This window comes from Enhygromyxa salina, from assembly GCF_002994635.1.
GTDB classification, from domain to species: Bacteria; Myxococcota_A; Polyangia; order Nannocystales; family Nannocystaceae; genus Plesiocystis; species Plesiocystis salina_B.
In genome coordinates, this window is record NZ_PVNL01000057.1 from 63328 (window position 1) to 82916 (window position 19589).

20 protein-coding genes are annotated in these 19589 nt (G+C 69.7%); 10 read left to right on the forward strand and 10 right to left on the reverse strand.

Going from position 1 to position 19589, the window contains the following annotated elements:
• Positions 1–23: 23 nt before the first annotated feature.
• The 5 genes from ENSA7_RS14825 (at position 24) to ENSA7_RS43665 (ending at position 6610) form a co-directional block, all read left to right on the forward strand.
• Complete coding sequence (locus ENSA7_RS14825; RefSeq protein ID WP_106089936.1) at positions 24–1250, forward strand: tetratricopeptide repeat protein; 1227 nt, start codon at positions 24–26, stop codon at positions 1248–1250.
• 248 nt (positions 1251–1498) lie between these two features.
• Complete coding sequence (gene guaB, locus ENSA7_RS14830; protein WP_106089937.1) at positions 1499–2974, forward strand: IMP dehydrogenase; 1476 nt, start codon at positions 1499–1501, stop codon at positions 2972–2974.
• Complete coding sequence (gene guaA, locus ENSA7_RS14835; RefSeq protein ID WP_106089938.1) at positions 2971–4590, forward strand: glutamine-hydrolyzing GMP synthase; 1620 nt, start codon at positions 2971–2973, stop codon at positions 4588–4590. The genes guaB and guaA overlap by 4 nt, the downstream gene beginning before the upstream one ends.
• Positions 4591–4598: 8 nt before the next feature.
• Positions 4599–5777: a Holliday junction branch migration DNA helicase RuvB gene (ruvB, locus tag ENSA7_RS14840; RefSeq protein WP_106089939.1), complete on the forward strand. Its 1179-nt coding sequence runs from the start codon at positions 4599–4601 to the stop codon at positions 5775–5777.
• Between the two features lie 47 nt (positions 5778–5824).
• Entirely contained in the window at positions 5825–6610 is a 786-nt protein-coding gene (locus ENSA7_RS43665) for a hypothetical protein (protein ID WP_181233751.1), read from the forward strand.
• Here ENSA7_RS43665 and dapF read toward each other — a convergent pair.
• The 9 genes from dapF to ENSA7_RS14895 all read right to left on the reverse strand — a co-directional run bounded on the left by dapF (position 6559) and on the right by ENSA7_RS14895 (position 14044).
• Positions 6559–7434: a diaminopimelate epimerase gene (gene dapF / locus ENSA7_RS14850; RefSeq protein WP_106089940.1), complete on the reverse strand. Its 876-nt coding sequence runs from the start codon at positions 7432–7434 to the stop codon at positions 6559–6561. The genes ENSA7_RS43665 and dapF overlap by 52 nt on opposite strands.
• Positions 7435–7466: 32 nt before the next feature.
• Positions 7467–8447, reverse strand: coding sequence for an AAA-type ATPase lid domain-containing protein (locus tag ENSA7_RS14855; protein ID WP_181233752.1), 981 nt, complete (start codon positions 8445–8447; stop codon positions 7467–7469).
• 324 nt (positions 8448–8771) lie between these two features.
• Positions 8772–9428 (reverse strand): preprotein translocase subunit SecG, encoded by a 657-nt coding sequence (gene secG, locus ENSA7_RS14860; RefSeq protein WP_106089942.1) that lies wholly within the window; start codon positions 9426–9428, stop codon positions 8772–8774.
• Positions 9425–10225 carry a triose-phosphate isomerase gene (gene tpiA / locus ENSA7_RS14865; protein WP_106089943.1) on the reverse strand — a complete coding sequence of 267 codons (801 nt, stop codon included), beginning with the start codon at positions 10223–10225 and terminating at the stop codon, positions 9425–9427. Before tpiA ends, secG begins: the two co-directional genes overlap by 4 nt.
• Positions 10226–10245: 20 nt before the next feature.
• Positions 10246–11448, reverse strand: a complete 1203-nt coding sequence (locus tag ENSA7_RS14870; protein ID WP_181233775.1) for a phosphoglycerate kinase — start codon at positions 11446–11448, stop codon at positions 10246–10248.
• Positions 11449–11590: 142 nt separating this feature from the next.
• The gene (locus ENSA7_RS14875) at positions 11591–11773 is read right to left on the reverse strand and encodes a hypothetical protein (protein WP_106089945.1); all 183 of its coding nucleotides are present in this window, start codon (positions 11771–11773) and stop codon (positions 11591–11593) included.
• A 259-nt stretch (positions 11774–12032) separates the two neighbouring features.
• Positions 12033–12392 carry a PilZ domain-containing protein gene (locus ENSA7_RS14880; RefSeq protein WP_106089946.1) on the reverse strand — a complete coding sequence of 120 codons (360 nt, stop codon included), beginning with the start codon at positions 12390–12392 and terminating at the stop codon, positions 12033–12035.
• 12 nt (positions 12393–12404) lie between these two features.
• Entirely contained in the window at positions 12405–13172 is a 768-nt protein-coding gene (locus tag ENSA7_RS14885) for a hypothetical protein (RefSeq protein WP_181233753.1), read from the reverse strand.
• Positions 13169–14044, reverse strand: a complete 876-nt coding sequence (locus tag ENSA7_RS14895) for a hypothetical protein (RefSeq protein WP_146157704.1) — start codon at positions 14042–14044, stop codon at positions 13169–13171. Before ENSA7_RS14895 ends, ENSA7_RS14885 begins: the two co-directional genes overlap by 4 nt.
• A gap of 114 nt (positions 14045–14158) precedes the next feature.
• Between ENSA7_RS14895 and ENSA7_RS14900 the strand changes: the two genes are divergently transcribed.
• Positions 14159–15079, forward strand: coding sequence for a ComEC/Rec2 family competence protein (locus tag ENSA7_RS14900; RefSeq protein ID WP_106089950.1), 921 nt, complete (start codon positions 14159–14161; stop codon positions 15077–15079).
• Here ENSA7_RS14900 and ENSA7_RS14905 read toward each other — a convergent pair.
• The gene (locus tag ENSA7_RS14905) at positions 15072–15614 is read right to left on the reverse strand and encodes a DUF6484 domain-containing protein (RefSeq protein WP_280524007.1); all 543 of its coding nucleotides are present in this window, start codon (positions 15612–15614) and stop codon (positions 15072–15074) included. The genes ENSA7_RS14900 and ENSA7_RS14905 overlap by 8 nt on opposite strands.
• A 111-nt stretch (positions 15615–15725) precedes the next feature.
• On the opposite strand from ENSA7_RS14905, the gene ENSA7_RS14910 reads away from it, so the two are divergent.
• Genes ENSA7_RS14910 through ENSA7_RS14925 form a run of 4 tightly spaced genes read left to right on the forward strand, consistent with a single transcriptional unit; the run spans position 15726 to position 19571 of the window.
• The gene (locus tag ENSA7_RS14910; RefSeq protein WP_146157705.1) at positions 15726–16376 is read left to right on the forward strand and encodes a hypothetical protein; all 651 of its coding nucleotides are present in this window, start codon (positions 15726–15728) and stop codon (positions 16374–16376) included.
• Between the two features lie 51 nt (positions 16377–16427).
• On the forward strand, positions 16428–17237 hold the full coding sequence (locus ENSA7_RS14915) for an MlaE family ABC transporter permease (protein WP_106089953.1): 810 nt from the start codon (positions 16428–16430) through the stop codon (positions 17235–17237).
• On the forward strand, positions 17234–18124 hold the full coding sequence (locus ENSA7_RS14920; RefSeq protein WP_106089954.1) for an ABC transporter ATP-binding protein: 891 nt from the start codon (positions 17234–17236) through the stop codon (positions 18122–18124). The genes ENSA7_RS14915 and ENSA7_RS14920 overlap by 4 nt, the downstream gene beginning before the upstream one ends.
• Before the next feature lie 16 nt (positions 18125–18140).
• Positions 18141–19571: an MlaD family protein gene (locus ENSA7_RS14925; RefSeq protein WP_106089955.1), complete on the forward strand. Its 1431-nt coding sequence runs from the start codon at positions 18141–18143 to the stop codon at positions 19569–19571.
• The last annotated feature ends 18 nt before the right edge of the window (positions 19572–19589 follow it).

Consider the following 19589-nt stretch of genomic DNA (forward strand, 5'->3'; position numbering starts at 1 on the left):
TCCGTGGTAGATCCGAGCTCGCCATGTCGATCGAGTCCTCTCGTGTCCCGTCGTGCGCTCGCTGGGTCTCCAACAAGCTGATGCTGGTGCTCGCGCTCGGCCTGTCCGCGCCGCTCGGCTGCGACGGCCCCACCAACAATCCCGACGAGATCGACGACGGGCTCGGCCAGGGCGAGCTCACCGCGGCGGGCCCCGGTGGGATCGGCGGCATCACGGCGGGCATGGCCGAGGCTGATCCCGAGGTCGTCGAGGCCGAGGCGCTGCTGGCCAAGGGCGAGGCCACGCAGGCGCTCGCGCGGATCGACGCGGCGATCGCCAGCAACCCCAGCAACGCGCGCTTTTACTTCGTTCGCGGCAACGCGCTGACCTACCTCGATCGCGAGGCCGAGGCCGAGGCCGCCTACGCCAAGGCGATCGAGCTCGACGCGGATGACCCGCTGCCCCACGCCGCGCTCGGTCAGCTGATCGCGTTTCGTGACGGAGCCAGCCGCGAGGACAAGCAGCGCGCCGTCGAGCAGTTTCAGGTCGCGCTGAAGCTCGATCCCAAGCTGGCGACGGCTCACCAGTCGCTGGGGGTCGTGCTGATCGCCCTCGACCAGCATCAGCTGGCGGTCGAGGCGCTGGAGAACGCCGATCGCCTGGCGGGCAGCGCCGAGACGGCGTACTTGCTCGCGCAGGTCCACGGCGAGCTCGGCAACCTGCAGCAGGCGATCGGCTACGCCAAGAGCGCGGTCGAGTACGAGCCGGAGGTCAGCGGTGTCGATCTGCGCCTGCTCTACGCCCGGCTGCTGCTCTCGAACGGCCAGGGCGACGACGCCGCCCGCGAGTTCGAGCGGGTCGCCACGCTGGTCCCCGACGCGCCGCCGCTGCGCCTGGAGGTCGCGCGAGGGTTGCTCGAGCTCGGTCGGCCGGACGCCGCCATGGTCCACATGCAGTGGCTGATCGAGACCATCCCCGAGGAGATCCCGGTGATCGTGAATCACGGCCGGATCCTCGTCGCGCAGGGCAAGCCCAAGGACGCGATCGCACGGTTCGACGCGGCCCTGGCGATCCAGTCGGACTCGCGCGCGGCGCTGACTTACAAGATCGAGGCCCAGGTGGCCGCCAAGCGGTGCAAGGACGCCCGCGCGACCTTCGACGCGCTGACCAAGGCGCTGGACTGGACGCCGGCCGACGTGAAGGCCGCCAAGCCAGACACCCTGCCGCGCGCCCTGCTCAAGGCCCAGGGCTATCTAGCTGGCTGCAAATAACCGCGAAGTGCGAGACCGGCTGTGTGGGTCACTGCTGTGGGTAACCGCTGAGCCCCCTTCCAGGGGGCCAATCATGCCCCCGCGCACAGACAGCCCGTTGGGAGCGAGCGAAGCGAGTGACCGCGAAGTGCGACACCGGTTGTGGGGGTCACTACGGGGGGTCACTGCCAGCCTATTGCATCCGCGGGGCGGGCCCGATACACCCCCCGGAATCAGTCGCTGCGCACCCGCGCAGCCGAGGCCCCCCCATGCCGAGCAGCCCCGAGATCCGCGATGCCCTGACCTTCGATGACGTGCTGCTCGAGCCGGGCTACAGCGAGGTGCTGCCGCGGGACGTCGACGTGAGCACCCAGCTGACCCGGGGCATCTCGCTCAAGTCCCCGCTGTTGTCGGCGGCGATGGACACGGTGACCGAGGCCGACACCGCGATCGTGATGGCGCGGATGGGCGGGATCGGGATCGTCCACAAGAACCTGACGATCGAGCAGCAAGCCCGCGAGGTCCGCAAGGTCAAGAAGTCCGAGTCGGGGATGGTCGCCGACCCGCTCACGATCAAGCCCGACGCGACCCTGCGCGAGGCCCTGCGGCTGATGGAGCAGCACGGGTTCTCGGGCCTCCCGGTGGTCGAGAACCCCGGCACGGCCAGCAAGCCGCTGGGGATCCTGACCAGCCGCGACGTCCGGTTCGAGACCAACCTCGATCGGGCCGTGGCCGACGTCATGACCAAGGCCGTGATCACGGTCCCGCAGGGGATCTCGCCGAGCAAGGCCCGCCTGATCCTGCACCAGCACCGGATCGAAAAGCTCCTGGTGGTCGATCCGAGCGGCAACTTGCTGGGGCTGATCACCGTCAAGGACATCCTCAAGTCCGACAGCTACCCGTCGGCCAACAAGGACTCGGACGGCCGCCTGCGGGTCGGCGCGGCGGTCGGGACCTCGGCCGACACGATGGAGCGGGTCGCGGCGCTCGAGGCCCAGGGCGTCGACGTGATCGTGATCGACACCGCCCACGGCCACAGCCGCGGGGTCCTCGACGTGGTCAAGGCGGTCCGGGCGGAGTACCCGGACTTGCAGCTGATCGCGGGTAACATCGCGACCGCGGCGGCCTTCACCGCGCTGGTCGAGGCCGGCGTCGACGGGGTCAAGGTCGGGATCGGGCCCGGCTCGATCTGCACCACGCGGGTGGTCGCGGGCGTCGGCGTCCCACAGGTCAGCGCGATCATGGACGTCGCCCACGTCTCCAAGCTGACCGACGTGCCGATCATCGCCGACGGCGGCGTCAAGTACTCGGGCGACGTGGTCAAGGCGCTCGCCGCTGGCGCGGACTCGGTCATGATCGGCAGCTTGCTGGCCGGCACCGACGAGGCCCCCGGCGAGCTGGTGCTCTACCAGGGCCGCTCCTACAAGGTCTATCGGGGCATGGGCTCGATCGGCGCGATGAAGGCCGGCTCCAAAGATCGCTACTTTCAATCCGCCGTCGACGAGGATCGCAAGCTGGTCCCCGAGGGCATCGAGGGCCGGGTCCCGTACCGCGGGCGCCTGACCGACAGCCTTTATCAGCTGCTGGGTGGCCTGCGCTCGGGCATGGGCTACGTCGGCGCCGCGACGATCGCCGAGCTGGCCAGCAAGGCCGTGTTTCGTCGGATCACCAGCCAGGGCCTGCGCGAGAGCCATGTCCACGACGTGATCATCACCAAAGAAGCCCCCAACTACCGGATGGAATGATGATCAAACACGAGACCCTGCTGGTCCTGGACTTCGGTTCGCAGGTCACCCAACTGATCGCTCGCCGGGTCCGCGAGCTCGGCGTGTTCGCCGAGATCCTGCCCTACGACGCGCCGCTCGAGCTGCTGCGCAGCCACGCGCCCAAGGGCATCATCTTGTCCGGTGGGCCGTCGTCGATCTACGACGAGGGCGCGCCGCGGCTGGCGCCCGAGGTGCTCGACTGGTGCCTCGGCGGCGAGCGCCCGGTCCTGGGCATCTGCTACGGGATGTTCGTCATGGTCGACGGGCTCGGCGGCAAGGTCCGGCCCGCGACCGAGCGCGAGTTCGGCCACGCGATGATCACCGTCGATCAGGCCAAGGGCCCGATGGCCGAGATCGCCAGCGACGGCCCCACGCAGGTCGGCCACCAGGAGCCAGTGTGGATGTCCCACGGCGACGAGGTCGAGTCGCTGCCGCCGGGCTTCGAGACGGTGGCCCACTCGCGCAGCTGCGCCCACGCGGCGATCTACTCGGGATCCAAGGCGGGCTCCGAGACCCGCGCGACGGGGGCCGCGTCCGGGGGCATGTGGGGCGTGCAGTTCCACCCGGAGGTCACCCACACCCGCCGCGGAACCGCGCTGCTCGGGCAGTTCCTGGATCTGTGCGGGTTCTCCCGCGACTGGAGCATGGGGGTCTTCGTCGAGGAGGCCGTCGCCCGGATCCGCGAGCAGGTCGGCGACACTGGCACGGTGCTCTGCGGGCTCTCGGGCGGCGTCGACTCCTCGGTCGCGGCGGCGCTGGTCGAGCGGGCGATCGGCGAGCGCCTGCACTGCATCTTCGTCGACAACGGGCTGCTGCGAAAAGCCGAGCGCCAGCAGGTCGAGGCGATGTTCGCGGGCCGGCTCCACAACCCCTTGGTCGTCGCCGACGCCGGGGCCCAGTTCCTCGCCCAGCTCGCGGGCGTCACCGATCCCGAGGTCAAGCGCAAGCGGATCGGCGCGACCTTCATCGAGGTGTTCGACGAGCACGCCCACGCGCTCGGCGGCGCCGACTTCCTGGTCCAGGGCACCTTGTACCCCGACGTGATCGAGTCGGTCAGCGCGCGCGGGCCTTCGGCGACGATCAAGACCCACCACAACGTCGGCGGGCTGCCCGAGCGCATGAAGATGGGCGTGGTCGAGCCGCTGCGCGAGCTGTTCAAGGACGAGGTCCGCAAGCTCGGCGTGCACCTGGGGCTGCCCGAGGCCATGGTCTGGCGGCATCCGTTTCCGGGTCCCGGGCTGGCCGTGCGGGTCCTGGGCGAGGTCACCGAGGCCCGCTGCGCGGTCCTTCGCGAGGCCGACGCGATCATCATCGACGAGGTCGTCAAGGCCGGGCTGTACCGCGACCTGTGGCAGGTGTTCGGCGTGCTGCTGCCGGTTCAGAGCGTCGGGGTCATGGGCGACGCCCGCACCTACGAGAACGCGCTGGCGGTGCGCGCGGTCCAGAGCGTCGACGCGATGACCGCCGACTGGGCGCACCTCCCGTACGAGCTGCTCGGCACGATCAGCAACCGGATCATCAATGAGGTCCGCGGGATCAATCGGGTCTGCTACGACATCTCGAGCAAGCCACCCGCGACGATCGAGTGGGAGTAGGGTAGGGCATGGCGCGGGTCCGGCACCACGACGACGGCGAGGATCGCGACGACGGTGGTGACGGTGGTGACGGCCCCGACGCGACCGTCGCGGCGGCGCGCAGCCCCTCGATCGGCCTGGTCGACAGCCAGCGCCGCGCTCGCGACCTCGATCAGGATCAAAATTGGGCCCTGCGCCCACGCAGCTTCGCCGAGTACATCGGCCAGGTCGCGCTGATCGACAAGCTGCGGATCTACGTCAAGGCCGCCCAGCTGCGCGGGGAGCCCCTCGACCACGTGCTGTTGCACGGCCCGCCGGGGCTCGGCAAGACCACGCTCGCGCAGATCATCGCCCACGAGATGGGCGTCGCCCTGCACACGACCTCGGGCCCGGCGGTCGAGCACAAGGGCGTGCTCGCGGGGCTCCTGACCGGGCTCGGCGAGGGCGAAATTCTGTTCATCGACGAGGTCCACCGGCTCAGCCCGACCGTCGAGGAGAGCCTGTACTCGGCCATGGAAGACCGCCGGATCGACATCGCCGTGGGCGAGGGCTCGTCGGCGATCACCCACTCGATCAGCCTCGCCGGGTTCACCCTGGTCGGCGCCACCACCCGCACCGCGCTGCTCAGCGCGCCGCTGCGCGACCGCTTCCACATCGTCGAGGGTCTGCGGTTCTACGCCGACGAGGAGCTCGCAACCATCGTCGGGCGCAGCGCCGCGATGCTGGGCCTGCCGGCGACCGAGGACGGCGCGTTCGAGATCGGCCGCCGCAGCCGCGGGACCCCGCGGATCGCCAACCGCTTGACCCGCCGAGTCCGGGACTTCTCGCAGGTCGCCGGCCACCAGCAGATCACCCGTGACGACGCGGCCAGGTTCCTCGACAACCTCGAGGTCGACGGCGTCGGCCTCAACGCGATGGATCGTCAGATCCTGGCGACCATGTTCGAGCTGTTCGCCGGCGGCCCGGTCGGGGTCGACGCGCTCGCGGCCAGCATTGGGATGCCCCGCGACACGATCGAGGACGTCCACGAGCCGTTCTTGCTGCAGCGCGGGTTCCTGGTTCGGACCCCGCGCGGGCGCATGACCACCGCCAAGGCTGCGGCCCACCTCGGGATCGCGGATCCGCATCGGCGCGGGGCACATCGGCGCGACGGGGGCCGCAAGCGCGGCGGCGACGATGACGGCGGCGATCAGTCCTCGCTGTTTTGACCGGCCCGCCGCTTTCAACGGGTGAGTGGTCGGGGTACACGACCTGAGTGAGCGACTCCGACGAGCGGTCCCACGCGCCGGACGCAGGCCCAACCGCGCTCGCGCCTGCACCTGGCGCCGCCCGCCTCGCCCCGCGTCACTACCACGTCGCGCTGACCCCCAAAGAAGTGCTCGAGCGCCTGTCCGAGCAGCCGGGGGTCAAGGCCTACGAGACCGCCATGATGCCCGACTTTGGCGGACTGATCGAAGACGCCGAGTACACCCTCGAGCTCGGGAACCCAGAGTTCACGATGCACTGCGGTCCCCCAGCTGCGCGCGGCCAGTCGGCGACCGGGATGCTGCGGCTGCTGTACCTGCGCGGGCGCATGATCGCGACCGACACGGGCACCCGCGTCGAGCTGCGCTTTGCCTACCGAAGGCCCCGCTGGGCGCTGCAGCGCTGGGTTGGCTTCCTGGCGCTCGGCGGCCTAGGCTTGCTGTGGGTGCTGATCGGTCCCGGGATCATCGCCAAGAAGGCGATGCTGTATGGCGCGCTGTTGTTGGTGCTCGGGCCCGTGGTGGTCCACGATCTGCGCCGCGCAGATCGGATCGAAGAGCAGCGGCTGGCGCTGCTCAACTTGATCGAGCACACCTTCGGCGCGATCCAGCTCGACGACGCCACGCCCGACGCACCCTACCGCCGCCGCGCGCTGGATCGCGCCCGGGGTGATAGCGACGACGACGATGCCGACGACGACGATGAGGACAGCGACGAAGACGACGACGAGGACGACGACGACGACTACGACGATGATGATGGCGACGGGTCGGCGAAGACCCCGGCAAACACCTGACGGCAGGGCCCGCGCATCACGACCTCCGCCGCGGGGTCACTGGGGACCGTGATCAGCAGCGTGCCGCCCGGCAGCGCGACGGCGACGGGCAGATCGCAGGCGACCCGGCCCGCGCGCGCAGCCGCGACCGCGGTCGCGCAGGCCCCGGTCCCGCACGCCTCGGTGATGCCGACGCCGCGCTCCCAGACCCACAGCTCGATCGCCTGTGGGGCGCTGACGCGGGCGAACTCGACGTTGGTCTTGTCCGGCTGATACGCGGGGTCGCGCTCGACCGCGGGGCCGAGCGCGCGGGCGAGGGTCTCGGGGTCCTCGTCGTCGCCGACGAAGCAGACAGCGTGGGGGTTGCCGAGCGAGACCCCGACAAACTCCCGGCCGACGCCCGCCCGCGGCGCCTGGGTGCCCAGCAGCTTCGCCGCGCCCATCTCGACGCTGACCGTGATCGCCCCGTCGTCAGCTTCGCTGACCTGGCACCGACGGGGCCCCGCGTCGGTGTCGATGACCACGGTCGCCTCGCGCGTCGGGCCGGACGTTGGCAGCTGCGCAGCCACGAACGCGGCCACGCAGCGCAGCCCGTTGCCGCACATCTCGGGCCGCGATCCATCGAAATTGACCACGATCATCGAGGCGACCCCGCCCGCGAGTCCGGGGCCGACGAGCAAGATACCGTCGGCGCCGATCCCAGTTCGCCGATCACACAGGCGCGCGGCGTGGGCCTGCGCCCAGCTGACTTCCTCGTCGAGCTCGGCGCGGCTACGCGCGCGCCGATCGAGCAAGATGAAGTCGTTGCCGAGCCCCTCGACCTTCACGAACGAGACCGGGACCATCGCGCGAGCATGCGAGGGGAGGGGCGCGTCGGTCAAGCGCTGGTCGTTGGCGCGGAGTCGTTGGTCACGCGCAGATCGTTGAGCCCAAACTTCTCGAGCTTGCGCCGCAGCGCGTGGCGGGTGATGCCAAGCAGCTCCGACGCGCGCACGACCCGACCGCCGGCCAGCTTGAGCGCGAGCCGCAACGCCTGAATCTCGATCTCGCGCAGCGAGGATCCGGGCAGGCGGATCACCAGCTCAGACGCCTCGGTCGTCGGCATCGGGGACTCGTCGCCGAGGCCCCAGAACGACTCACCCGTGACCCAGTCGCCCGAGCTGCGCAGGACCGCGTGCTCGACCATGACCTGAAGTTCGCGAACGTTGCCGGGAAAGTCGTGCGATTCGAGCTTGGACAGCGCCTGGGGGGAGATGCCGCGGATCGACTTATCGTAGCGCTGCGCCGCCTCGTTCGCGAACTGGCGGGCGAGCTCCTGGATGTCGACGCCGCGATGTCGCAGCGCCGGGACGCTGACCACCGATCCACCCGCGCGCGCGAGCAGCTGGGCGTGCAGCACCGAGCTGGTCCGCAGCTGATCGGCGCTGCGCTTGGAGATCAGCACCAACGCGCAGATCAGCTCGACGCCCTGGCAGCCCAGGATCTCGAACAGCCGGGCCAGGGAGGCCTCCTCGGCGCGCTCCCAGTTGCGCAGCACCAAGGTGCCCGGGGTCTTGGGCGGGCTCGTCGAGAGCCCGCGCGAGCGGGCGCCGATCATCCGGATGACCCGATCGAGCTGGTTGTTGAGGGTGAGATCGTCGCAGTCGAGCACCAGCAGCGGGCTGTCCGATCGGTTGCTGCAGCGGTGGATCCACTGAGCGACCCGCAGCTTGCCGACGCCCGCGTCACCATGAATCGCGACGACCGCCGAACCTTCGCTACCCACCAGGGTCGCGCGCGTGCGCAGCCGCTCGATCGCCACGGATTGCCCGGCCAGCCAGGTCTCGGCGGCCTCGGCCAGGCCGCTGCGGCTTGGCACCACGTGCGTGTGAAATTCGATCTGTGACAATCCACTTCGGGGTGCAGTCCACACTTCCAGCGACGTATCCGGCATATCGTTCTCCTCGCCTCGATCGCGCGGGCAATCTAGCGCCGCGCGAGGGGGTCACCCTATTCGTACCAGTAAACCCGGGTGAGACTGCAAGCAAAATATGAGTGCACTATGGATCAGTTGAGGCATTCGGAAGCGCGACTTCGAGCGCCGAAACACGCCTGAAACAGGCGCCAGAAGCAGTTAGGGGCAGCCACACGGCTGCCCCCGAACTATGAACGACGTTTAGCGAATGACTGTACTTTAGGCCGCTTACTGGTCTTCCGACCCATTGGCCGAACTGTCATCACTCGGTTTTTTATCGTTGAGTGGTGCATTCTGTAGGCTTTCCTTGCCACCCTGTAGCGAATCGCCCCGATCCTCCTCGGGCGAATCGCCCCGATCTTGTGGCGTTGGGTTGGCGTCCGCGTCAGCTGCGGAATCGTCGACCGCGGGCGTGTCAGCGGGGGCCGGCGCAGGCGCTGCGGGCTCCGGTGTGGCGGCGTCGACGTCGCCGGCTGCGGCTGGCGCGTCGGTCTGCGCGGGGACCAGCGCGGCCGCTTTGGCCTGCATCGCCTTGCCCTCTTCGGGGCTCGGCAGCGGCTGCGCGCGCGGGCCAAGCCGCTCGTAGTCGATCTCTTCGTCGGCCTCGAGCAGGCCCTCGCTGCCGTCGTCCTCCGACTCGAGGAACTCGGAGCCAGCGTGGGCGCTGGCGTAGGCCAGGTACATCGCGCAGATCATGAACGTGGCCGCGAAGCCCTGGGTCAGCTTCGACATGAAGTCGGCCCCGCCACCACCACCAAACACGCCCTGGCTCGCGCCGCCGCCGAGCGCCGAGCCGAGCCCGCCGCCCTTGCCGGCCTGCAGCAAGATCGACAAGATCATGATGAGGGCGACGATGATGTAGATGATTGTGATGAAGGTAGTCATCGGGCTTGGCTCGAGCGCGCGTGGTTCGAGGCGCTGGTGACGATATCGAGGAACGAGCGCGCGTCAAGCGAGGCGCCGCCGACCAGGAAACCGTCGATCTCGCCCGCGGCGAGCAGTTCGGCGGCGTTGTCGGGCTTGACGCTACCACCGTAGAGCAGCGATCTGTCAGCACCTTGCAGCCCGGCCGTGTCGAGCCAGCGCCGGATCGCGGCGTGCATCTCGCTGGCCTGCGCGGGGCTGGCGGTGCGGCCGGTGCCGATCGCCCACACCGGCTCGTAGGCGACGGTGACCCGGCCGGGGTCGAGCTCGGGCGCCAGCCCCGACAGCGCCGCCGAGAGCTGGGAGATCACCACGGCCTCGTGCTCGCCAGCGTCGCGCTGCTCGAGCCGCTCGCCCACGCACAGGACCACGTCGAGGCCGCCCGCGAGCGCGGCCTGCAGCTTGGCGGCCACCAGCTGGTCGTGATCGCCAAAGTGAGCGCGGCGCTCCGAGTGACCGACAATCGCAGCTTGCACGCGGGCTTCTCGCAGCATCGCGGGCCCGACCTCCCCGGTGAACGCGCCGGCTTCCTGGGCGCCGACGTCTTGCGCGAGCAGGCGGGGGGCGGCGCGGCCATCACCCGTGTGGGGCGCGACGCTGTCGAGCGCGAGGTAGGTCGGCGCGATCCCGACGCGGACCCCCGAGCTGCCCCCGAGCGCGTCGGGCAGCCCGTCGGCGATCGCCTTCGCCAGGCTCGCCGACGGCTCGCGCAGCAAGTTCTGCTTCCAGTTTCCCAGCACCCAGATGGTTCGTGACATGTCGATTCTCGCCTTTTCAATCAGTCTGCGGGGGCCAGCGCGAGCACGCCGGGGAGCTCGCGGCCCTCGATGAACTCGAGCGAGGCGCCGCCGCCCGTGGAGACGTGGTCGATGTCGCCGGCCCGGCCCGAGGCGTTGAGGGCCGCGACCGAGTCGCCGCCGCCGACGAGCGTGTAGCCTGGACACTCGGCCACGGCCTTGGCCATGGCCAGCGTCCCCGCGGCGAACGCGGGGTTCTCGAACACACCCATCGGGCCGTTCCAGAACACGGTCTTGGCTGTCGCGATCACCCCCGCGAACGATGCCTCGCTGCGCGGGCCGATGTCGAGGGCCAAGCTGTCGCCCGGGACCCCGTCGGCGACCGCGACGATCTTGGCCTCGCTCGCGTCGAGCGAGGGACCGCAGCGCAGATCGGCCGGCAAGATCACGCGGACGTCGCGGGCCCCGGCCTTGTCGAACACCCGCTTGCACTCGCCGATGAGGTCGCGCTCGACCAGCGAGCCGCCGAGCTCGCGGCCGCGCGCGAGCAAGAAGGTGTTGGCCATCGCGCCGCCGATCACGATCGCGTCGCCCGCCGAGAGCCGCTCGGTCAGCGCGACCAACACCCCGAGCTTGTCGGAGACCTTGGCCCCGCCGACGACCGCCACGAAGGGGTGCTCGATCCCACCGACCAGCCGCCCGAGCGCCTGCAGCTCGGCGGTCATCAGCAGCCCTGGGGCGTGATCGCGGACCAGCTGCGGCACCCCCACGACCGACGCGTGGGCCCGGTGCGAGGCCCCGAACGCGTCGTTGACGTAGGCGTCGCACAGCTTGGCGAGGGCCCGCGCGAACTCGAGATCGTTGGCCTCTTCGCCGGGCTCGAACCGGAGGTTCTCGAGCAGCACGATCTCGCCCGCGCGGGTGTCGTTGACCAGCTTGGTGACGCCGTCGCCGACGACCTCGTCGGGCAGGCGAACCGGTCGCTCGAGCAGCTCGGCGAGCCGGCCCGCGACTGGACCCATCGACAGCGCCTCGTCGAACCCGCCCTTGGGCCTGCCAAGGTGCGAGCACACGATCAACCGTGCGTCTCGCTCGAGCAGCGCTTGCAAGGTCGGCAGGGCCGCGCGGATCCGGGTGTCGTCGCTGACCTCTCGCGCGTCGCCGTGTCCACGCAGCGGCACGTTGAAGTCGACACGCACGAGCACGCGACGGTTGTCGACGTCGAGCTCATCGAACGCAGGCATCGGGGGCATCGCCCTCGCCATAACGCATTTCACCCGTCTTGGTCACCCCAGGCGAGCAGGGCGACCCAGACGGGCGAGTAGGGGAGAAACCGGGCGAGTAGGGCGGGTCGCAGTGGAGAGGCGGGAGCGGCGGAACTGCGCGCTACTCGGCTGGCAGCAGGTCTTGCTTGGACTTGAGATCCGTGGACAGCAGTGAGAGCAGCTCGGTCGAGACGCCGATGATCTGCTCGCGGGTGTAGCCCTGGTCCTGCAGGTGCCGGAACAAAGTGCGGGTGAACACGGGCACGCGGCGGGCATCTTGTAGCGAGTTGGTGCGGTCGAGCATGGTCTTTCGCCTTGTCTGCCGCCGCCACACTGCAACTTGGAGACCCGAACCGGGGCGATCGGGACGGGCGGATGGGAACTTAGTGAAATCGAGTAGTTATCGGATGGACTGGCGAGCAGAAACGGCGTGCAATTCGCGGATTTCTCGCGTGGAGTGAACAAACATGCACGGTTTTGGGCCTCGCCGTGTGTAGCGCGGTGCGCGTGCGCCCGACGCCCACATCCGACCAGAACTCAACTCAAACGTCGTTCTTGGTCAGTTAGAGGCGTTGGGAGTCAGCGAGCGTGCCGCTCAGGAACTGCAGCAGCACGTCGAGCCGAGCCCAGGCGCGGTTGTCCATGTCCCGATCGAAGGCCGCGCCGAGCTGCACGTGGCCCTCGACGGGCGTCGCCCACACGATGCGCCCCGGCATCACGATCTCGCTGGTCTCCCGATCGGCGAGCACGGCCCACACTCGGAACTCGACGGGGGTGCGCGGCTCGACGGTCTCGTGGGTGTCGACGCAGATGCCGGAGATCGACAGGTCGATCGTCTGGCCGTCGATCTCCCGGCCGTCAGGTAGCAACAGGCGCGCCCGCAGGTCACACACGAATCGCTGGTGAGCGCGGCGCTCGTCCATGCACGCACGCTATCACTGGGTCAGCGTGGGCCCAAAATCTAGTCCGGTCAGGCCGGCGAGCAGGCCTTCGATCTCGCGTAGGCGCACGCTCGTGCCGATCGCCGTCTCGAGCTCGACCGGGGGGGCGATCTCGCGCTCCACGAGCAGCCGCTGCCGCTCGTAGAACAGCTGCGTGACCTGCACGAGCACCCGCTCGCGAAAGTCGGCGAGGTCCAGCGCAGCCCGGGCCGCGCGCAGCTCGTCGGGGGAGAAGATCAGGCGGTCGAGCTCCCAGGTGGCCTTGGTGCGGATGACGGATTGGTTGCCGGCGTCGTTGCGCAGCGCGTCGGCCTCACCGACTTCGCGATCCAGCGCCCAGCCCTGATCGAGGCGGAGGTCGTACTGAACCGAGATCGTGGGCAGCGCGGCCGCGCCTCGAGCCCGACGCAGCCAGCTCGCCCCCGCCTGGGGCCCGACGCCGGCCCGCTCGAGCGCGGCGTCCTGGACCGCGCGGAGGCTGGGTCCGGGTCGCAAGCGGGCGAACGCGGCGTCGATCTGGGCCAGGTCGATCGGTGGCGGAGGCTCGGCGGTTGGCGGTGGCTGAGCCGGTTGCGCCAGCTGAGCCGGTTGCGCCAGCTGAGCCGGTTGCGCCAGCTCAGCCGGTCGCGCCAGCTCAGCCGGTCGCGCCAGCTCGGCCGGTCGCGCCAGCTCGGCCGGTCGCGCCAGCTCGGGCATGCTTGGCGGCGGAGGCTCGGCCATGCTGATCGCCAGCGCCAGCGGGAGGCAGCCCAGCGTCGTCATTGTCCGGCTCCTTCACACAGCGCGACTCGCAGCGCTCGGGCCTCGGCGGCGGCGATCGGCGCGAGCGCGGCCGCGAGCTGCGGGTCTCGGGGCGCGGGTGTGGTCGGCAAGTTCCGCACCGGGTCGCGGCGCCGCATGATCGCGCGGGCCCGCTGCTGTGTGCGTGCGCGGCCGATGTCGAAGCCAAGCTCGAGCGCCAGCGTGAACTCGACGCCAGCGTTGGCCCGCACGCCCGCGACCTGCAGCGCCGCGATGTGATCGTCACGCGTGGTCCAGGCCTTCGAGCTCGACAGCTGCACGCTCGCGCGCAGGCCGACCGCCCGGGGCCGACGCACCCGGGGTGGCGGCGGCGCGAGGCAGCTGCTCTGACCGTGACCGAGCCCACAGCGGGGCGCGGGCTGCCAGCCGAGCCGGCCACCCACGATCGCCGGCGCTCGCCCGGCGGGGCCGCAGGTGTACATGCCTGGACGCACGAGCCGCAGCGGCGCCGGATCAGCCGTCGCGCGGGCGCGTTGGTGGCCGAGGTCGACACGCCAGCGTTGCTCACCGAGCTCGACCCACAGCGTGCGCGGGCCCCAGAAGCCCAGGCGCCATCGCTCGGGGCTGGCGTCGAGTCGCTCGGCCTTGCCGTCCTCGATGAAGTCCTCGCCGAGGTCGTCGGTGAGGTCGTGCACGCGGGCAAGGTCGGTGGGGGGAGCCAGCTCGACGCGGCGCCAGCAGTTGTCTGCCTGCTCCCAGCACACCCACAGCTGACCGGCGTGGACGACCGCCCACGCGCCGCTGTCGAGGTTCACGATCCCGGGCGGTCCGGCGGCCGTCCCGAGCGGGGGACCAAGCAGCAGCATCAGAGACACAATGGTTGAGGCACTCACGTCCCCCTTGTCGGACCGGCGAAGCTCGACTTGCAGCTTCGTCGACAAAAAGTCTCGAGAAAAAATTATTGGCGAGCGAGCGCAAACCCGGCGGCCGCCGGCCGACAGCACAGCATGTTCACGACCACGACCATCTGCTCGTTGCTGCTCGGCCTGTCGCTGCCCGACGCGGGACCCGGCCTGCACTTCATCGACGTCGGCCAGGGCGCGGCGCTGCTCCTACAGGGTGAGGCCGGCGAGCTCGTGCTCGTCGACTCGGGCCCGGCGAGCGGATCCGAGGCGCTGGTCCACGCGCTCGCCGAGCACGGCACGAACGACGTGGGTCTGTGGATCCACACCCACTTCGACGCCGATCACATCGGTGGCTTCTCGCTCGCGATGACCGGCCTCGATCGTCGCCGGCCCTCGCCCGACGACCTCGCCGTCGCGCAGCTGTGGGATCGCGGCCTGGCCGGTCCGCTGCCCGACAGCGAGGCGTTCGCGCTGTATCTGGCCCTGGCGGGGAGCGCTCGACAGGCGCCGCCGCCCGGCTCGGTCTACGCGGTCCCCGGCCTGCGCGTGGAGGTGCTCGAGCTCGATCCACCCCCGGCCGCGGCCCCCGAGAACGATCGCGGGCTGGCGCTGTGTGTCGAGGTTGGCGGGCTGCGAGCGCTGCTGCCTGGGGATCTCTCGGCGGAGCGGGTCGAGCTCGCCGCCGCGGCCTGCGGGCCCGTGGATCTGCTGTGGCTCAGCCATCATGGAGCCGCCGACGCGAGCTCGGAGCTGGCGATCACCCTGGCCAACCCCGAGATCACCGTCATCTCGGCCGGGCACGACAACGGCCACTGTCACCCGTCCGCGCTCTCGCTCGCGCTGCTGCACGGGCGCGAAGCGTGGATCCTCGACGCCGCGGGTGTCGATCCGCGGGGGGCCTGCCCGGCCCTCGTGGACGCCCTCGGTCCCCAGCATCAGCTCGTCGGCGGCAGTCTATGGGTCGACGCCAACCTCGACACCTGGCGAGGCGGCTGCGGCGGCTGGGCCGCTGCGGCTAATTGATCGCCACCGACCCGCCGCGGATCCGCTGGCGCCGACGCGCCCAGCTGGTGATGTCGCGGCCGACGATGCGCACGGTGCCGTCGGCGCGCAGGGTGATCGCCGCGTCTCCACACCGCAGCACGAGCTGCTCGCGCGCCTCGATGACCCGCTCGCTGGCCTCGCCGTCGACTTCAATCTTGATCTCTGGTTCGGGCTCGGGCTCGGGCTCGGGCGTGGCCGGCAGCTCGGAGGCGACCGGCGGCTCACACCGGGGGAGATCGGCCATCGAGGCCAAACTCATGATGACCGGCGCATCCGCACGGCCGTCGAGAAACCCCAGCAGGATCGTTCGCCCATCGAGCAGCGCGTCCTCGATCGAGGCCGGCGGTACCACCCCGATCAGCCGTGCGACCGGCGGCGGCCCGCTCAGCCCCGCGAACCAAACCCGCGGCCGCCCATCGGCGTCCACGCTCACAACCCGGCCAAGGCAAGCCTGGGCCGTGGTCACACCCGCCGCGGCAGCAGCATCCGGACGAGGCACAGATCCGTCAGGCATCAGCCATCGTACCCCAACTCCCCCGGGACCGACCAGACGCGATGCGGCTGCAGGCGGCGAACTGTCGAGGTCTCTGTGGGGGCCACGGATATCTTGCTAGAGTTCCGCGCAGTGACGGCCCTGAACCCATCGCTGGCCGCGCGCGTCGCTCGGGCGCCCGCATCGATGTTCAAGGCCCAGCTGGCGGGGCGGTTGGGGCTCATCGTCCTGCTGCTCGCGCCCTGCTTCGCGTGCAGCCGTGGCGTTCGCGGTGAGATCTACGTGCCGCCCTACCAGCCAGTATGGAAGGGCCGCCACAAGCTCCCCAGCTATCGGGTGGGGCTGCCGGGGGCCGGCTGGGAGCCGCTCGCGGGCGAGGGCTTGCAGGCGGTGTGGCAGCACAGCACCGACCCCGCGATCATTCAGGTCCACGGCGAGTGCGAGGACCACGGCGACAGCGACCTCGAGGACTTCACCGATCATCAGCGCATCGACTACTCGGAGTGGAAGATCCTCGAGGAGCCGACGGGCGAGATCGACGCCGAGGGCCGCCCGCGCATGCGCAAGCAGCAGTACTACACGACGATCGCCGAGCGCGAGGCGCTGCGAACGACGGTCCGCGCCAACCTCGACGGGGCCGCGGTGATGGTCGAGTATGTGGTCCTCAAGAAGGACGGGTGCCTGTTCGATCTGACCTTCATCGCGGTGCCCCGGGCGTTCGAGCAGCACACCGGTGAGTTTCAAACAGTCATCGACGGGTTCGAGTTCCCGATCCGTCGCTAGGAGCCCGTCCATGCCCACGCGCGCGCACGAACACGCACCCACGGAGGCCCGGTGAGCGATCCAGGTGGCGCTCGATCGGGGCTCCGGGAGTGGGTCGTCAACGTCGGCACGACGATCAACGCCGGCATCAAGTGGTCCGGGGGTCTGGCGGTGATGTTCGGCCAGGCGGTCGTCCGCGGGCCGCGGCGCCCGTTCGGGCTGTTCGACATCTCGTATCAGATCGTCCAGCTGGGGATCCGCTCGATCCCGGTCACGACCATGATGTCGCTGTTCGTGGGGATGATCCTCGCGTGGCAGTTTGGCGAGGCCCTCGCCGACTTCGGGGCCAAGAATTCGCTGGGCTATGTGACGTCGCTGGCGCTGGTCCGCGAGCTGGTGCCCACGCTGCTCGCGGTCACGGTCGGGACCAAGATGGCGACCGGCATGACCGCGGAGCTCGGGTCCATGAAGGTCACCGAGCAGATCGACGCGATCTCGGCGCTGGGCGCCGATCCCATCAAGAAGCTGGTCTGGCCGCGGCTGGTCGCGGCGAGCATTGCGATGCCGCTGCTGGTCGCGTGGGGCAACGTGATCGCCATGCTCGGCGGCATGCTGATCGCCGACACCGTGTTCGACGTGCCCGCCGGATACTTCTACCACACCTACATCGACGAGCTCGAGCCGCTCCACTACATCATGAGCGAGACCAAGGCCGTGGTGTTCGGGGGCCTGGCCGGCATCGTCGGCTGCTACCAGGGGTTCACGACCAAGTTCGGGACCGAGGCGGTCGGCCTCGCAACCACCGAGACGGTGATCGCGGTCTCGGTCATGGTCCTGCTCGCCGACTTCGCGCTCACGACTTTCTTCATGCCGATCGGATGAACGACGCCAACCACAGCGCGGTCGCAGGTCCGGTCAGCGCGCGCTCCGGCGCGCTGGCGATCGCCAACACCTCGGGCGTGCGCCGGGCGATCGGGACCACGATCGGCGAGTACCACGGCCGGACCTGCGCCCGCGGCGAGCCGATCATCGAGTTCGAGCAGGTCGACAAGGCGTTCGGACCCAACGTCATCTACCGATCCATGGACCTGCAGGTGCGGCTCGGGGAGACCCTGACGATCATCGGCGGCAGCGGCCAGGGCAAGAGCGTGTGCCTCAAGCTGATGATCGGCCTGCTCCACGCCGAGGGCGGGCAGGTCTGCTACTACGGCGAAGACGTCGGCGGGATGAATGCCGAGCAGCTGCGAGAGCTCCGCATGCGGGTCTCCATGGTGTTTCAGGGCGGGGCGCTGTTCGACTCCATGACGATCGCCAAGAACGTCGGCTACGCCCTGCGCGAGCACACGGACATGGGCGACGACGAGATCGAGCGGCGCGCGGCCGAGAGCTTGACCCTGGTCGGGCTCGGACCCGAAGACTACCCCGAGCTCATGGACCAAATGCCGGCCGCGCTGTCCGTGGGCCAGCGCAAGCGGGTCGCGCTGGCCCGCTCGATTGCGGTCCGGCCCGAGGTTATCCTCTACGACGAGCCGACCACCGGACTCGACCCCAGCAACTGCAATCGCATCGCTCGCATGATCCGCAAGCTCCAGCGCGAACTCGGCGTGACAAGCATCGTCGTGACGCACGACATGACCACGGCCTGGTACGTCTCGGATCGCGTGGCCCTGCTTCACGACAAGCAGTTTCCATTCGTCGAGGACGTGCAGACCTTCCGCGCGATCGATGATCCGATCGTGCGGGACTTCATCGAAGGGCGGACCTCGTGACCGGAGCGAGCCACTAGTGGCGGGCAAGCGACGCGACGAGCAGCGGACCAATTTCTTGGTTGGTCTGTTCGTGGTTGGGTTTGGCGCGCTGCTGATCACCTCGCTGTTCCTGGTGGCGATCAGCGAGGGCGTGCTCAGCGAGAAGACCCGGCTGCGCGCCCACTTCCGCACGGTCTCGGGGCTGACCAAGGCGTCGAAGGTCCAGCTCGCGGGCAAGGAGATCGGTGTCGTCGAAGAGGTCAGCTTCATCTCGCCGACCTACGCCTGCAACCCCGTCAGCGAGGACCTCGGCCGGTTCCACGAGACCCGCAGCGACGACTGCGAGCCCACGCTGTTCTGCGCGGTGATGCCTTCGGGTTCGGGCTCGGGATCCGAAGCAGGGTCGGGGGGCGAAGGTCTGTGCGCCGAGCTGCAAGACTTCAACGGCGACCCGCGGGCCTACGCTGGCTGCGCCGACGACAGCTCCTGCGCCGAGGGTGAGGTGTGCCTGACCCGGCAGTTTCGCCAGCGCTACAAGCGGGTCCGCTGGACCGGCCCCGAGGGCGTGTGCGCGCCGTTCACGACCGAGCACCGCCGGGTCGAGGTCAGCATGCGGATCGACGCCGACAAGCTGCAGTACATCCGGGCCGACAGCCGGGCCACGATCGCCTCCAACGGTGTGCTCGGGGACCAGCTGATCAACATCTCCGTCGGTGGCAGCGAGCTGCACATCGAGCCCGACGGGCGGATCCAGTCGAGCCCCTCGCTCATGGAGGAGCTCAACATCTTCAAAGATCAGATCGGCGGGATCATCGACAAGGTCGACACCAGCTTGTCGGGCATCTCGGGCTTGTTCACCTCGCTCAACAACGAGAACACCAAGCGGGATCTGCAGGGGATCCTCGCCAACGCCAACGAGATCACTCGCCAGATCAAAGACGGCGACGGCCTGATCGGCGCGCTGTTCAACGAGCCCGAGTACAAGGACGAGTTCGGCCGCACGCTCAAGTCGGTCCGGCACTCGGCCGGCCAGCTCGACGAGACCTTGTCGACCGTCAACAACCAAGCCGGGCCCGCGCTGCGCAACGTCTCGCGGGCGGCTGGCAACGTCAGCGACATCCTCGAAGACCTCGAGAACCCCGCCAACCAGTCGGTGATCGGCCGGGCCCTGCATGATCCGCAGCTCGGTCAGGACGCCGCCGACGCGGTCAAGAGCGCGGCGGGGGCCGTCGACTCCGCCCACCAGGCGATCCGGGATCTGCAGGTCGTCGTCGCCGAGGTTCGCCACTCGGTCACCGCTGGCGAGGGCACGATCGGCAAGCTGCTCAAGGACCCCAAGGCCTACGACGATCTCGTCAAGCTGCTCGGCAACATCGAGCGGGTCAACGTGGTCAAGAAGCTGGTTCGGTTCGTGATCGAGCAAGACGAGGCCAAGGACTCGGCGCGGCCGACCGCCGCGCATGACTGAGCGCCGGAGCCCGGTGGG